This is a genomic window from Pseudomonas sp. E315, from assembly GCF_055406205.1.
In genome coordinates, this window is the sequence record NZ_JBUZPJ010000012.1 from 123795 (window position 1) to 138446 (window position 14652).

Annotated in this window: 15 protein-coding genes; 10 read left to right on the plus strand and 5 right to left on the minus strand. The window is 55.2% G+C overall.

Annotated features, from left to right (window positions below):
• From ACZRJQ_RS16960 to ACZRJQ_RS16980, 5 genes are all read right to left on the minus strand, one after another.
• Complete coding sequence (locus ACZRJQ_RS16960) at positions 1-516, minus strand: hypothetical protein (RefSeq protein WP_463979476.1); 516 nt, start codon at positions 514-516, stop codon at positions 1-3.
• Positions 517-675: 159 nt separating this feature from the next.
• Entirely contained in the window at positions 676-993 is a 318-nt protein-coding gene (gene hdeA / locus ACZRJQ_RS16965) for an acid-activated periplasmic chaperone HdeA (RefSeq protein ID WP_463979477.1), read from the minus strand.
• Positions 994-1213: 220 nt separating this feature from the next.
• Positions 1214-2251 (minus strand): zinc-dependent alcohol dehydrogenase family protein, encoded by a 1038-nt coding sequence (locus ACZRJQ_RS16970; RefSeq protein ID WP_463979478.1) that lies wholly within the window; start codon positions 2249-2251, stop codon positions 1214-1216.
• Between the two features lie 120 nt (positions 2252-2371).
• Positions 2372-3154 carry a type I methionyl aminopeptidase gene (map, locus tag ACZRJQ_RS16975; protein WP_463979479.1) on the minus strand — a complete coding sequence of 261 codons (783 nt, stop codon included), beginning with the start codon at positions 3152-3154 and terminating at the stop codon, positions 2372-2374.
• Entirely contained in the window at positions 3151-3408 is a 258-nt protein-coding gene (locus tag ACZRJQ_RS16980; RefSeq protein WP_463979480.1) for a ParD-like family protein, read from the minus strand. The genes map and ACZRJQ_RS16980 overlap by 4 nt, the downstream gene beginning before the upstream one ends.
• A 630-nt stretch (positions 3409-4038) precedes the next feature.
• Here ACZRJQ_RS16980 and arnC point away from each other — a divergent pair.
• The 10 genes from arnC to ACZRJQ_RS17030 all read left to right on the plus strand — a co-directional run bounded on the left by arnC (position 4039) and on the right by ACZRJQ_RS17030 (position 14531).
• Positions 4039-5052: an undecaprenyl-phosphate 4-deoxy-4-formamido-L-arabinose transferase gene (gene arnC, locus ACZRJQ_RS16985; RefSeq protein ID WP_463979481.1), complete on the plus strand. Its 1014-nt coding sequence runs from the start codon at positions 4039-4041 to the stop codon at positions 5050-5052.
• The gene (gene arnA / locus ACZRJQ_RS16990) at positions 5049-7040 is read left to right on the plus strand and encodes a bifunctional UDP-4-amino-4-deoxy-L-arabinose formyltransferase/UDP-glucuronic acid oxidase ArnA (protein WP_463979482.1); all 1992 of its coding nucleotides are present in this window, start codon (positions 5049-5051) and stop codon (positions 7038-7040) included. The genes arnC and arnA overlap by 4 nt, the downstream gene beginning before the upstream one ends.
• Positions 7040-7924: a 4-deoxy-4-formamido-L-arabinose-phosphoundecaprenol deformylase gene (arnD, locus tag ACZRJQ_RS16995; RefSeq protein WP_463979483.1), complete on the plus strand. Its 885-nt coding sequence runs from the start codon at positions 7040-7042 to the stop codon at positions 7922-7924. Before arnA ends, arnD begins: the two co-directional genes overlap by 1 nt.
• Positions 7921-9570: a lipid IV(A) 4-amino-4-deoxy-L-arabinosyltransferase gene (gene arnT / locus ACZRJQ_RS17000; protein WP_463979484.1), complete on the plus strand. Its 1650-nt coding sequence runs from the start codon at positions 7921-7923 to the stop codon at positions 9568-9570. The genes arnD and arnT overlap by 4 nt, the downstream gene beginning before the upstream one ends.
• Positions 9567-9911 (plus strand): 4-amino-4-deoxy-L-arabinose-phosphoundecaprenol flippase subunit ArnE, encoded by a 345-nt coding sequence (gene arnE / locus ACZRJQ_RS17005; protein WP_463979485.1) that lies wholly within the window; start codon positions 9567-9569, stop codon positions 9909-9911. The genes arnT and arnE overlap by 4 nt, the downstream gene beginning before the upstream one ends.
• Positions 9908-10315, plus strand: a complete 408-nt coding sequence (gene arnF / locus ACZRJQ_RS17010) for a 4-amino-4-deoxy-L-arabinose-phosphoundecaprenol flippase subunit ArnF (protein WP_463979486.1) — start codon at positions 9908-9910, stop codon at positions 10313-10315. Before arnE ends, arnF begins: the two co-directional genes overlap by 4 nt.
• The gene (locus tag ACZRJQ_RS17015) at positions 10312-11688 is read left to right on the plus strand and encodes a UDP-glucose dehydrogenase family protein (RefSeq protein WP_463979487.1); all 1377 of its coding nucleotides are present in this window, start codon (positions 10312-10314) and stop codon (positions 11686-11688) included. Before arnF ends, ACZRJQ_RS17015 begins: the two co-directional genes overlap by 4 nt.
• 73 nt (positions 11689-11761) lie before the next feature.
• The gene (locus tag ACZRJQ_RS17020) at positions 11762-13369 is read left to right on the plus strand and encodes an ArnT family glycosyltransferase (protein ID WP_463979488.1); all 1608 of its coding nucleotides are present in this window, start codon (positions 11762-11764) and stop codon (positions 13367-13369) included.
• Between the two features lie 77 nt (positions 13370-13446).
• The gene (pnuC, locus tag ACZRJQ_RS17025; protein WP_463979489.1) at positions 13447-14010 is read left to right on the plus strand and encodes a nicotinamide riboside transporter PnuC; all 564 of its coding nucleotides are present in this window, start codon (positions 13447-13449) and stop codon (positions 14008-14010) included.
• A complete protein-coding gene (locus tag ACZRJQ_RS17030) occupies positions 14007-14531 on the plus strand; it encodes an AAA family ATPase (RefSeq protein WP_463979490.1) in 525 nt (174 codons plus the stop codon). The genes pnuC and ACZRJQ_RS17030 overlap by 4 nt, the downstream gene beginning before the upstream one ends.
• Positions 14532-14652: the final 121 nt, after the last annotated feature.

Genomic DNA, 14652 nt, shown 5'->3' on the forward strand with positions numbered 1-14652 from the left:
TTAGTGAACGTCAGGTTCGGGGGCAATTTCGATAACAGTTGCCCGCCGGTCCTCTTCGAGCAACGCCTGCCGACACACTTGATAGCAGTCTTCGATATGACCGTTACCCACCATTTTCATGACACCGAAGCTAATGGTGGCGGCCACGGCCTGCCCAACAATCGGTATAAAACGGGTGACGGACTTGGTCGCAACCTTAGTGCCCATTTTGCGTAACAGCGACATCACCATGGTGCGACTGACAAATTTGCCAATGACTTCGCTGCCAATGCTGGTGACTGCTACCACAATCAAACGCTTAGAGCGTGTGTCCATCTGTTCGATCTGCTGTGGGGTCAAACCAAATTTGCTGTTGATGGCCGGCAGCATTTCAACAAGCAGTGCCACATCAGTCCCGATGTCGAGCCCAGGCAGCGGAATAACTGCCGCTCCAGCAGACACAGCAGAACGCTTTGTGACCATTGACTTGCACTCATCACGAATACGGTCAAGCTCAGCTAATGATTTGATCAACATGGTTGTACCCCGCCACTGATAACTAAAAACGACGCAGCTTACTACGTCCCTCAGGCTTGAGGCATGCGCCTGTTTTTATGTAGAGGGGGGATGGGGCCAGAAATTCAACCCACTGACAAAAAGCAGCCTGTACTCACGGGAAGTACAGGCTTGAGGGGGTTACACGTCTTTCTTGACCTTGGCCCATTCTTCTTTGAGCTTTTGCACGAAGCTGGTTTTTTGATCCTTTTCACACGCAGTGATAATCAGCGGCGTGATTTTTTCAACACCGGCTACATCCAGCACGGCATCCTCAACTTTGCCAGTCTTGTTCACAGCTTCACCCAAGCCGACGGCTGTCGGTCTGAAGCTTTCGTCAACGGCCAGAAAATCTTCGCAAGTCCATTTCGAAACAGGCTGCTTGGTATCTGCCGCTTGCGCCAGTGTTGACAGCGCAGCCAGACCAACCGCACCCACTATCAGAATGTGCTTTTTCATATGAACATTTCCCTATTATCAAAAAGTCAGTTACTTGGCATTGCCGCCAAAGACCCTAGTTGCCGATGGGATTTCTGTCAAAAAAACAGATCTATTACATTTCGAACATCCAATCTTAAACTTCAATAAATCGCCAATAACAGGTTTAAATAAAAACCACACTTAGCCTCGTCAGCACCTAAGCACTAACGTTCATAAAAGCCCACCGCTTAACAGTGCGTTATTGAGTAAGAATAACTTTCATGGCCTTCTCTTCTGCGGCATGGCTGAATACTTCATAAGCCTTGAGAATATCGTTCAACGCAAAGCGGTGAGTAATTAACTTGCCCGCCTCGATCTTCCCGGCTTGCAGCGTTTTCAGCAGCATCGGCGTGGTATTGGTATTAACCAGCCCTGTCGAGATATTAACGTTCTGAATCCACAACTTTTCCAGGTGTAACTCCACGCTCTTACCATGCACTCCCACGTTGGCTATATGCCCGCCTGGGGCAATCACTGATTGACAGGTATCAAACGAAGCCGGAATACCCACCGCCTCAATCGCAACGTCCACGCCGACGCCATCCGTGAGTTCAAAAATTCTGCTCACTGCGTTTTGTGTATTGATATCAATCACATGAGTTGCGCCAAAACGTTGCGCAACTTCAAGGCGATTGGTGTCGCCATCGACCACTATCAACATGGCCGGCGAATAGAACTGGGCCGTCAATAAGGCCGCCATGCCCACGGGCCCAGCGCCGACAATAACCACGCTGTCACCCGGCTTAACGTTGCCGGCAAGCACGCCGATCTCAAAGCCAGTCGGCAAAATATCGCTCAACATGACCAATGCTTCTTCGTCTGCCCCCGCAGGCACCGGGTAGAGGCTGTTATCGGCGTGGGGGATGCGCACGTATTCTGCCTGGGTGCCGTCGATCATGTGCCCGAGTATCCAGCCACCATCAGCGCAATGAGAGTACATCTGACGTCGGCAGTTAGCGCAGCTGCCGCACGATGTGATGCAGGAAATCAACACATGATCGCCCGGCTTGAAATTACGCACTGCCGAACCTACGGCCTCAATGACTCCAACCCCTTCATGGCCTAACACTCGTCCGGGCGTGACCTGCGGAACATCCCCTTTGAGGATGTGCAAGTCTGTGCCGCAGATGGTGGTGTGCACAATGCGAACGATCGCGTCGGTAGGTTTATCTATCTCTGGCGTGGGAATATCACTCCAGGATTTTTTGCCGGGCCCTTGATAGGTGAGCGCTTTCATGATGCCTTTCCTTTAGCAGATGGAAAATCAGCAACGGCTGCCAACCCTGTTCCTTAGCGGGCAGCCCAGAATTCACTCAGGCAGTTAAGCACTCTTTACTCATAACGCACTTGCCACACGTCAAAAGGTGCCCGTTTGTTTGTCAGGCCAGGCAGTGAGCACCTCAAACCCATCATCCGTAACCGCCACCATGTGCTCCCATTGAGCCGACAGTGAGTGGTCTGAAGTCACCACTGTCCATCGGTCGGCCAAGGTTTTCACATGGCGTTTGCCAGCATTAAGCATGGGCTCGATGGTGAAAATCATGCCGGTTTTGAGTTTCAATCCCTGCCCGGGATAGCCGTAATGCAGCACTTGGGGCTCATCATGGTAGACCTTGCCAATGCCGTGGCCGCAATACTCACGCACAACACTGAACCCTTCGGCTTCGGCCACTCGCTGGATAGCATGACCAATATCACCCAAAGTTGCGCCGGGACGAACCACCGCAATGCCCGCACACATGGCGTCATAGGTGGTTTTGATCAAATGACTGGCAGACGGGCTGGGCTCCCCTACGCAGTACATGCGACTGGTATCACCGAACCACCCATCCTTGATGACAGCAATGTCCAGATTCACGATATCGCCATCCTTTAGCACTCTGCCCGAAGGTATGCCGTGGCAAACCACTTCGTTAACAGACGCGCATACGGTTTTCGGGAACCCGTGATAGCCGACATTGGCTGGAATGGCTTTTTGCACATTAACAATGTAGTCGTTACACCGCTGGTCAAGCTCGTCAGTGGTGACGCCCGCTTTGACGTACGGGACAAGCATCGCCAGCACTTCGGCAGCCAACTGAGCCGCTACACGGGACATGGCTATTTGGGCTGGGGTGTTGATTGGAATATGCGCTCTCATGACTTGACTCCTGCTGTTGCCTGACCTGCTGGCGCATCGGCTAGGGCGCACAGTGTCGCCAAATCCATACCGCCCGCCAGTTCTGCACGAATCAGAAAACGGCTGATCTGGCTGTGATCCAGGTTTGGATACAGTTCCGTGAGCATTCCTATGCGCATCCAGTGCTCAGCTTGAGCATTAATAGAGCGATTAAGCGCATCGCTGGCAACACGCAAATTTTCGTGCATGGCTTCTGAAATCTTGACGATACCCACAGCGTTTCTCTATATGAAATATATACGAAACATATACTAGCCGAACTCAAGCGGTTATCGCAACGCTCGATGCCTGATCCCGTTCGCACAGCATTGGCGCCGAATGGAGGGGGCAAAGACATGCGTGATAACCCAAGGTTGAACTACCCACCGAGTAACAGCGCCCATCAGTGTGACCTGCATCACATATCCGCAGATTAATGCTGTTGGTTTTACTGCTTTTAAATTCTTTAAAAACGTTTATTAATTGCTGTCAAAATCGCTAAAACCGTTTAAGCGGTATAACTCAACGTGAAAATATTCCCATGTAAGAAAAAAACTCGTTGAGCCGTAAATGCTCTGATGCCGCAAAAGCATTCCTGAATAGCACCTGTCTAGCCATGACAAAACACAGGTTGTTGATCTAACTTTCATAGGCTTTTCACAAATGTGCGTTTAACGTATGCGCCATCGCTTAAATGAAAAGCCATCAGCGTTTGCAAGAAAATCAGACAGATAACTGAATTTAGTGACTTTACCTTTGTCTGGAATAGGCTTTACTGGTTCCGCACATGGGGCTGGAGCGTGCCTGTGTGTGTGCCAACTTTAGACGTGTCGTCTTGTGCCATTGAACTGACTGGAACGAATACTTTGAAACCCTACCCTATCCAGTGTGTGTCGATCGTCATTCCGGTCTACAACGAACAAGAGAGTTTGCCCGAGTTATTACGCCGCACCGAAGCGGCTTGTGCTCAGCTGACGCAGCCCTATGAAATCGTTTTAGTGGATGACGGCAGCCGTGATGACTCCGCGCAAATCCTGCAAGACGCGGCAGAGCGAGAAGGCAGCGCCGTGGTTGCCGTCATTCTCAATCGCAACTACGGCCAACACGCCGCGATCATGGCGGGCTTTGAGCACTCCAAGGGCGACGTGGTCATCACTCTGGACGCCGACTTGCAAAACCCGCCAGAAGAAATCCCCAGGCTGGTGGCACAAGCCGCGCTGGGCTACGACGTGGTGGGCACCGTACGCAATAACCGTCAGGACTCTGCCTGGCGCCGCTGGCCATCACGCTTGATCAACCTTGCGGTTCAGCGCTCAACCGGCGTGGCCATGAGTGATTACGGCTGCATGCTGCGTGCCTACCGACGCACCATTGTCGACGCCATGCTGGCCTGCCGCGAGCGCAGCACTTTTATCCCTATTTTGGCCAACAGTTTTGCCCGTCACACCACCGAAGTGCTGGTCGAGCATGCCGAACGCGAACACGGTGACTCCAAGTACAGCCCCATGCGCCTGATCAACCTGATGTTTGATCTGGTGACGTGCATGACCACTACACCGCTGCGCTTGCTGAGCATTATTGGTTTCAGCATGGCGTTATTGGGCGGGGTGTTCGCCATCCTGCTGATCGTGTTGCGTCTGATATTCGGTGCTACTTGGGCGGGCGACGGTACGTTTGTGTTGTTCGCAGTGCTGTTTGTATTTACCGGCGGCCAATTCATCGGCATGGGCCTATTGGGCGAATACCTTGGCCGCATGTACAGCGATGTTCGAGCACGGCCACGCTTCTTTATTGAAAAAATCATTCGCGCCGAGCCAGTAAAAACTCCCTCTTTTGCAACTCACACTCCCTCTTCTACTTCGACACAGGTCCAATCATGAGTTTGAAAGCCGTCGTTTTCGCCTATCACGATATTGGCTGCACAGGCATCGAAGCCTTGCTCAATGCAGGTTATGACATTGCTGCTGTGTTCACCCATGCTGACGACCCCAAAGAAAACAACTTTTACGGTTCTGTGGCTCAACTGTGCGCCCGTAAAGGCATCCCTGTTCATGCCCCCGAAGATGCCAACCACCCTTTGTGGATTGAACGCATTCGCAAGCTGAACGCGGACTACCTCTTCTCGTTCTACTACCGTCACCTGCTGGGCGAAGAACTGCTGGCCAGTGTCAGCAAAGGTGCTTACAACCTGCACGGCTCGTTGTTGCCACGCTACCGTGGCCGCGCCCCGGCAAACTGGGTGCTGGTCAACGGCGAAACCGAAACCGGCGTCACCCTGCACCGCATGGTCAAACGCGCCGATGCGGGCGACATCGTGGCTCAACAACGCATCAGCATTGAACGCTCAGACACCGCGTTGAGCCTGCACGCCAAGTTGCGTGAATCGGCTGCCAAATTACTCGCCGAAACCTTGCCGCTGCTGCCTGAAGGCAAGCTCAAGGAAACCCCGCAGGACGAATCCAAAGCCACTTACGTTGGCCGCCGCACCGCAGCAGACGGTTTGCTGCAATGGGCCCGCCCGGCTGAAGAACTGTTTAACTTGGTGCGTGCTGTCACCCAGCCTTACCCTGGCGCCTTCTGTGCTGTTGGCGAACACAAACTCATCGTATGGGCCGCCGAAGTGGTCGCAGGCAATGAAGGCCATGCACCGGGCCATGTCATCAGCTGTGATCCGTTGCGCATCGCGTGTGGGCAAGACTCGCTGGTGATCACTGCCGGCCAGCGCAATGACAACGGTCTGTACCTGAGCGGCCCGCAACTGGCCCGCGAACTGGGGCTGGTTGAAGGCTCGCGGCTGCGGGGCAGTGAGTCCGGGCGTGCAGCACGTCGTACCCGCGTACTGATTTTGGGCGTTAACGGCTTTATTGGTAATCACCTGTCCGAGCGCTTGCTGCAAGACGACCGCTACGAAGTCTATGGGCTGGACATTGGCAGCGACGCCATCGACCGTCTGCGCAGCCACCCCAACTTCCACTTTGTGGAAGGCGACATCAGCATCCACACCGAGTGGATCGAATACCACATCAAAAAATGCGATGTGGTACTGCCGCTGGTGGCCATCGCCACACCAATTGAATACACCCGCAACCCGTTGCGCGTATTTGAGCTGGACTTCGAAGAAAACCTCAAGCTGGTGCGCTACTGCGTCAAGTACAACAAGCGCGTGATTTTCCCGTCGACCTCCGAAGTGTATGGCATGTGCCAGGACAAGAACTTCGACGAAGACACTTCCAATCTGGTGGTTGGCCCGATCAACAAGCAACGCTGGATCTATTCAGTGTCCAAACAACTGCTGGACCGCGTGATCTGGGCCTACGGTCAGAAGGGCTTGAAGTTCACCCTGTTCCGTCCGTTCAACTGGATGGGCCCACGCCTTGACCGTCTGGACTCAGCACGGGTGGGCAGCTCACGAGCCATCACTCAGCTGATTCTGCATTTGGTGGAAGGCACTCCGATTCGCTTGGTTGATGGCGGCGAGCAAAAGCGCTGTTTCACAGATGTGGCCGATGGCATTGAAGCGTTGGCCCGCATCATTGAAAACCGCGGTGGAAAGTGTGATGGCCAGATCATCAACATCGGCAACCCGGACAACGAAGCCAGCATTCGCCAGCTGGGTGAAGAACTGCTGCGTCAATTCGAGGCGCACCCACTGCGTGACAACTTCCCACCGTTTGCGGGCTTTCGCGACGTTGAAAGCCAGTCGTTCTATGGCGCCGGGTATCAAGACGTTAGCCACCGCAAACCAAGCGTTGAGAACGCCCGCCGTCTGATCGACTGGACGCCAACCACTGAGCTGAGTGAAACCATCGGTAAAACACTGGACTTCTTCCTGCGTGAAGCCATGGTTGAAATCGCGGAAAAACGCTGATGCAAGCAGGACTGCGCATTGACGTCGACACCTACCGTGGCACCCGTGAAGGGGTGCCTCGACTGCTCGAAATGCTGGACGAAGCTCAAGTCAAAGCCACGTTCTTTTTCAGCGTGGGGCCAGACAACATGGGCCGCCATTTATGGCGGCTGATCAAGCCTCAGTTTTTCTGGAAGATGATGCGTTCCAAGGCAGCCAGCTTATACGGCTGGGATATTTTGCTGGCGGGTACTGCCTGGCCGGGCAAGCCGATTGGCAAGGACTTGGGGCACTTGATGCGCCAAACCCTTGCCGCAGGCCACGAGGTGGGCTTGCATGCTTGGGATCACCATGGCTGGCAGGCCAACACCGCGCGCTGGAGCCAGGCCCAACTGATCGAGCAGATCCGCAAAGGTGTCGACACGTTAAGCGACATCACCGGACAGGCCGTCGAGTGCTCGGCAGCCGCAGGCTGGCGTGCAGACGAACGTGTGGTTCAAGCCAAAGAAACCTTTGGCTTTCGTTACAACAGTGATTGCCGCGGGCACAGTCTGTTTCGGCCACGGTTGGCGGATGGCAGCTTGGGCGCGCCGCAAATTCCAGTGGACTTGCCCACGTTCGATGAAGTGGTGGGGCCGCAGCTCAACGCTGCGGACTTCAACGCCTACATTCTTGATCGTTTCAGCCCACACAAGCTGAACGTGTACACCCTCCATGCAGAGGTAGAAGGGATTCTAATGGCTAACGATTTCCGACAGCTGCTGGCAAAGGCCCGCAGCCGCAACATCGACTTTCAACCCTTGCGCGACTTACTCCCCGGCGATCTTGGGTCACTGCCTGCCGGGCAACTGAGCCGTGGCGTGTTGCAAGGCCGTGAAGGTTGGCTAGGAGTGCAAAAACCATGACACAGCGCTGGGCAATACCGCTGCTGGTTTTAGCCTTCATCGGGTTTTATCTGTTACCGCTGGGCACCCACGGGCTGTGGATTCCGGACGAAACGCGTTACGCGCAAATCGGTCAGCAAATATTGATCGACGGTAACTGGATTACGCCTCACTTCATGGACCTGCGCTACTTCGAAAAGCCGATTGCCGGCTATTGGATGATCGCAATCGGTCAGGCCATTTTTGGTGAAAACCTGTTTGGCGTACGGATCGCCTCGGCCATTGCCACGGGGCTCAGTGTGTGGCTGGCCTACGCTGTTGCTCGTCGATTGTGGAACGACCCGCGCAAGAGTTTCGCCTGCGCGCTGGTGTACATGACCTTTGGCTTGATCGCTGGTCAAGCGGGGTACTCCAACCTCGACCCGCAATTCACCCTGTGGGTCAACTTGAGCATGGTGGCTTTGTGGTTTGCTGTTGACAGCAGCACGCCTCGCCAGCGACTGATGAGCTGGGCCGCGCTGGGCTTTGCCTGTGGCATGGGCTTTATGACCAAAGGCTTTTTGGCCCTGTTGTTGCCGGTGCTGATCGCCCTGCCCTACATGATTTGGCAAAAACGCTTTGTCGAGCTGGTCAAATACGGGCTGGTCGCCATGCTGGTGGCTGCGATTGTGTCGTTGCCGTGGGTGTTGGCGGTACACGCACAAGAGCCTGACTATTGGCGGTTCTTCTTTTGGCACGAACATATCCGCCGCTTCGCCGGGGATGATGCACAGCACGGTCGGCCTTGGTGGTTCTATCTGCCGCTGATGGTGGTGTCCAGCTTGCCTTGGGCGGCACTGTTGCCGGTGGCTTTCAAAGACGCCTGGAAAAACAAGCACCATGCCCGGGTTGTTTTCGTGCTGCTGTGGTTGCTGCTGCCGCTGGGCTTGTTCAGCCTGAGCAAAGGTAAATTGCCGACTTACATCATGCCGTGCTTGTTGCCGCTGGCCCTGTTGTTGGGGCATGCGCTGATACAGCGTGTGGAGCAAGGCAAAACCGGCGCCTTGCGCCTCAATGGCTGGGTCAATTTGCTGCTGGGTAGTGCTGCGTTAGTGGCCGTGATTTTCTTCCAGTTCAAAAAACCGTTTTATGACAACGAACCGCAGCACTTGGCGCTGCTGGTCGTGGTGCTACTGACGTGGATCATCAGCAGTGTCTTGGTGTTGTCCAAGCCCCTAACAATGTGGGCGGCCCCAGCCTTGGCAATGGGTGTGCTGGTACTGCTGCTGCCCGCCAGCATGCCCAACAGTGTGGTTTACAACAAAATGCCCGACCAATTTGTGCTTGAGCATGCCAAGGAGCTGTCGCAAGCCAAGGCATTACTCAGTAACGATCTGGGGGCCGCGTCTGCGTTAGCCTGGCGCCTGCGCCGTCCAGACGTCACGTTGTACAACACACAAGGCGAAGTGAAATACGGCCTGACTTACGCCGATGCCAAAGGCAAAAGCCTTGGCTTGAATGAAATCGAGCAGTGGATGGCCAATGCGCGTCGACAAGGGCCTGTGGGCGTTGTGATGCGGGTGAAGGACAGCGATGAAGCCCATGAAATGGACTTACTGCCCAAGGACGGTCAACGCTATGAAGAAGGCAACATGGTGATTCTGATTTTCCCGCAGAGCGCCCCATGACCCTCACCTTGTTACTACTGGCGTGCCTGCTGACCTGCGCCGGGCAAATCGCCCAAAAGTACGCCGTCGAAGGCTGGCGCGGCTCAGACTTTGGCATCGCCCACAAGCTGCGTTCACCTTGGTTATGGCTGGCATTGCTGTGCCTTGGCCTGGGTTTGCTGGTGTGGCTATTGGTGCTGCAACGGCTTGAAGTGGGCATTGCTTACCCGATGCTCAGCTTGAACTTTGTGTTGATCACACTGGTGGCGCGCTATCTGTTCAAAGAAGCCATCGACCTGCGCCACTGGTTGGGCGTGGGTTTAGTGATCGGCGGCGTCGTTTTGCTGGGTCAGCAAGCATGAGCCTGCGACGTGGATTTGTGTTTGCTACGGGCAGCGTGTTGCTGGTCAGCGGCGCCCAATTGGGCATGCGCTGGAGCATGACGCGCTTGCCAGAGCCTGCTCAATGGTTGGCCGCGATCAGCCAGGGCGATGTTTCGCTGGCGGCGCTTGGCATGGTGTTGGCCGCGATCATGGCTTACGCGTTGTCAATGCTGTGCTGGTTGCTGGCCTTGCGCGACTTGCCACTGGGCCGGGCTTATTCGCTGCTGAGCATCAGTTACGCCTTGGTGTACCTGCTGGCCGCGAGCCTGCCGATGTTCAATGAAAGCTTCACGCTTTCGAAAACCCTTGGCGTGACCTTGGTCATTCTGGGGGTGCTTACGATCAACTCTCGACGTACCCCAAGTTCCAGGAACTGCGCATGAAAATCAGTGTATTTGGTAGTGGTTATGTAGGCCTGGTGCAGGCGACGGTATTGGCGGAAGTTGGCCACGATGTGATCTGCATGGACATCGACCAAAAGAAGGTTGAGCTGTTGCAACAAGGGCACGTCAGTATTTTTGAGCCGGGGCTTTCAAACCTTGTGCGCGACAACCTCGACAGTAAGCGCCTGCGTTTTACCAGCGACGAAAAGCTCGCAGTTGAACATGGCCAAGTGCTGTTTATTGCCGTAGGCACCCCTCCCAGCGAAGACGGCTCAGCGGATTTGAGCGCCGTGTTTGCGGTAGGTGATGCCGTCGCCCGTCATCGTGAAGAGCCGCTGATTCTGGTCGAAAAATCCACCGTGCCGGTCGGCACCGGGGATGCCTTGACTGCGCATATCAACGCATCACTCAGCAAAAGTGGCCGCTCGTTGCAGTTCGACGTGGTGTCCAACCCTGAGTTTCTGAAAGAAGGCTCGGCCGTCACCGATTGCCGTCGCCCGGACAGAATCATCATTGGCTGCGAGCGTGAGGAAGTGCGCGAGGTAATGCGCGACCTGTACGCGCCGTTTAACCGCAACCATGACCGCATCATCAACATGGATCTGCGCAGCGCCGAACTGACCAAGTACGCAGCCAACTGCATGCTGGCGACCAAAATCAGCTTCATCAACCAGATTGCCGAACTGGCCGAACATTTGGGGGCTGATATCGAAGCCGTGCGCTTGGGCATCGGCGCCGATACCCGCATTGGTTATCACTTCATCTACCCCGGCTGCGGCTATGGCGGTTCGTGCTTCCCCAAAGACATGCGCGCGCTGATCCACAGCGCCCAGCAAGTCAATTGCTCCAGCGATTTGCTGCAAGCGGTAGAGGCCATCAACGAGCGCCAAAAGCACAAACTGTTTGACCGCATCAGTGCCTTTTACAAAGGTGAGCTTAAAGGCAAAACCTTTGCCTTGTGGGGCTTGGCATTCAAACCCAACACCGATGACATGCGTGATGCACCGAGCCGCGTCTTGATGGAGGCCTTGTGGGCCGCTGGCGCTGAAGTACGCGCATTCGACCCCGAAGCCATGCAAGAAACCCAGCGTCTGTACGCGGACGAAACACGCCTGAGCTTGATGGGCACCCCCGAATCGACACTCAACGGCGCCGATGCGTTGATCGTGTGTACCGAATGGCAGCAATTCAAAGCGCCCGATTTTGATTTGATCAAACAGCGTTTGAAGTCGGCCGTGATTTTTGACGGGCGCAACTTGTATGACGGCGAACGCCTGGCCCGGGCAGGCTTGCAGTACTTTCCTATGGGCCGGGGCGAATCGTGCAATTTGCCGGTATCCCAAGGCTCAACCCCGTTAGCCGCGAGCGTTTGATGACCTGACAGCGCCGCCATTGGCAACAATGGCGGCGTTTTTATGTGCGCTGTTTTGGGTCAAGGAACTCAATATGCCAGCCCCCACCTCCCAACGTGCTCTACAGGTACTACGCAGGCAGTCGTTGATATTGGGCGCTCTCGCCTTACTGCTATTTCTTCTGGGCGAACATCAACAAGCCGCCATCGGGTTTGATTCACGCTTTGTACTGTTCGCCAAAGAAATGCTGCGCCACGGCCCCAGCTTTTTCCCCACCACCTATGGCCAGCCGTATGCCGACTACAGTGCAACCTCGACCCTCTTCATATGGCTGCTGTCTTTACCTTTTGGTGAAGTAACCAGCCTGACGGCATGGCTGCCGACCGCCATAGCCAGTGCATTTATCGTGATGCTCATGTACCGGCTGGTGGCGCCGCACTCCATTACGTGGGCACTGCTAAGCGTGGCGTTATTGTTGCTGAGCATGACCTTCATCACCGAGACCCGCGCCGTCTCGTTGGATCAAATGCTCGCTGCCGTCAGTTTGGGCACGTTCTATCTGGCTTATGCGCACGACCACTTTGCAGCACCCCGTCGCCACGGCTGGCTATTGGTGCTTCTGGTCATGGGTTTTGCTATTCGCGGGCCCATCGGGCTGGTGATTCCCACCGGCATGCTGTGCAGCTACTACCTGCTCAGTGGGCAGTGGCGCCGAATGATCGCTGTGGGCTTGCAAGCGCTGGGGCTGCTGGTTGGTTGTATTGGCGTATTGTTGCTGCTGGCCTGGCTCAGCGGTGGCGACGCTTTTGTGCATGACGTGATTCGCATGCAAGTCACCGGGCGCATTGACGGCACCGAAGGTGCAAGCGGCACGTTGTACTACTTCACAAGTTCGCTGGGCAACTACGCATTGGCCTACCCGCTGGCCATTGTGGTGATGTTGGCCCTTTTGTTGTCACGGCGACATCAACAAGGGCCTGCGCTGCAACTGGTCAAATATTGCCTGGCAGCAGGTCTGATCGTAATGGTCGGCTTGTCGATTCCGCAGGCCAAAAAAGCGCGTTACTTGCTGCCTATGTTGCCGATGGCCGCCATTGTTGCGGCTTATCCGTTTCAAGGCACAGACGGGCGGGTTTTTGCCCTGTTGCGCGGTTTCATTCAGGGGATGTTGCTGATAATGCCCGGCCTCTTGATGGTCGGATTAATCGTGGCCAACAATCGCTTTGATCAGCCCGTGCCATTATTGCCTTCTGCCTTTATCACGCTGGCAATCCTGCAAGGTATTGCGCTGAGCCTGTTGTTTAAAACACGCTGGCGAGCCCAAGGGTTGGCCGCCTGCGCCGTGCTTGCGTTATGGGGGAGTTACATGATGGTGTTCGAGCCCCTCGAGCGCAGCCTGTATAACACCCGCAGTTTCACCCGTAATGCCATGCAACTGATTGATCGCGCACCTGCGTCAGTGGTGCTGCACCGCATGGGCAAAGACGCCAAGGCCATCAAGTTTATGGTCAATCTCAATCGCGATCTGTCCCCTGTGTTTACGCAGTCCGCAGATGAGCTGGCAGCGCTGCCTGCACCGGCCTGGGTTGTCATGGATCAAAAGGATTACGCCACCTTAAAGGGCACACCCACGGGTAATACCGTACCGGTGCTGAGTGGGCGATTTGATAACAATGATTACGTGCTGCTGCATGTGCCTTAGTGGCAGGCGATTGCGTGTAGCTGCTGACGTAGGCAGCGGCTACAATCTGCGCCCTTCTCTCTCCCCAAGGAATGCCAATGTCAGGGCTTGAACTGTTTGCTGCCGCGCTCGGCGTCATCGCCGTGTGGTTAACAGTCAAACAAAACCCTTGGTGCTGGCCGATTGGTCTGGTGATGGTGCTGCTGTACAGCTGGGTATTCTTCGAAGTGAAGCTGTATTCAGACATGTTGCTGCAAGTGGTGTATGCCGTTTTGCAACTTTACGGCTGGTGGCAATGGACTCGCTCGGGGGCGCAGCACCAAGGCCGCAAAGTGACTTCATTGAACGCTCGGCAAATCACAGGCGGCCTGGCCGTTGGCGCTATTGGCAGCCTTGCCTTGGGTGCGGCAATGGCCCATTGGACTGACGCCGCCCAGCCTTGGCTGGATGCAGCCCTTACGGGGTTCAGTCTGGTAGCGCAATTGTGGATGGCCCAAAAGCGCTTGCAGTGCTGGGCGCTGTGGTTTGTGGTGGATGTGATCTTTGTTGGTTTGTTCCTCTACAAAGGGCTGTACCTGACTGCTGGGCTCTATGCCTTGTTTACCGTGATTGCGATTCAGGGCTGGCGTGACTGGCGCCTGGATCCGGCGTTGCGCACATGAAGGTGGTGGTGCTGGCAGGGCCCGAATCAAGCGGTAAAAGCTGGTTGGCTGCGCAACTGCAGCAACAGTTTGGTGGCCTGTTGGTGGGTGAATACGTGCGCTATTTCATAGAACAAAACCCACGGGACACTTGCCTGGCTGACATTCCCGATATCGCCCGAGGGCAGCTTGAGTGGGAAGACGCCGCGCGAGCCAAACAACCCGAGCTGCTGATTTTGGACACTCACTTACTGAGCAATATTTTGTGGAGCAACACCCTGTTTGGCAGTTGCCCGGACTGGCTGGAGGCTCAACTGCTCAGTCGCCATTACGACCTGCACTTGCTCTTATCGCCAGACGATGTGGAGTGGACGCCAGATGGGCAGCGGTGTCAGCCCTCTCTGGCTGAGCGTCAGCAGTTTTATGAGCAAAGCAAAACGTGGCTTGAGCGCCACAACCTGCCTTTTTTGGCCATTGGTGGTCAATGGCATGATCGCCAAACCAAAGCCTTGCAAGCCGTTGAGTGCTTGCTAGCGACCTGAACCCCGCAAACCGCTGTTTGTGTCCGTTTGTGAAACACTCATAAGCCAGCAAAGCCTTTGAAACTCCGGCTTTGAGCGCTGTGCTTATTATTTGTAACGCTCTTGTTACACAAGGTGTTTC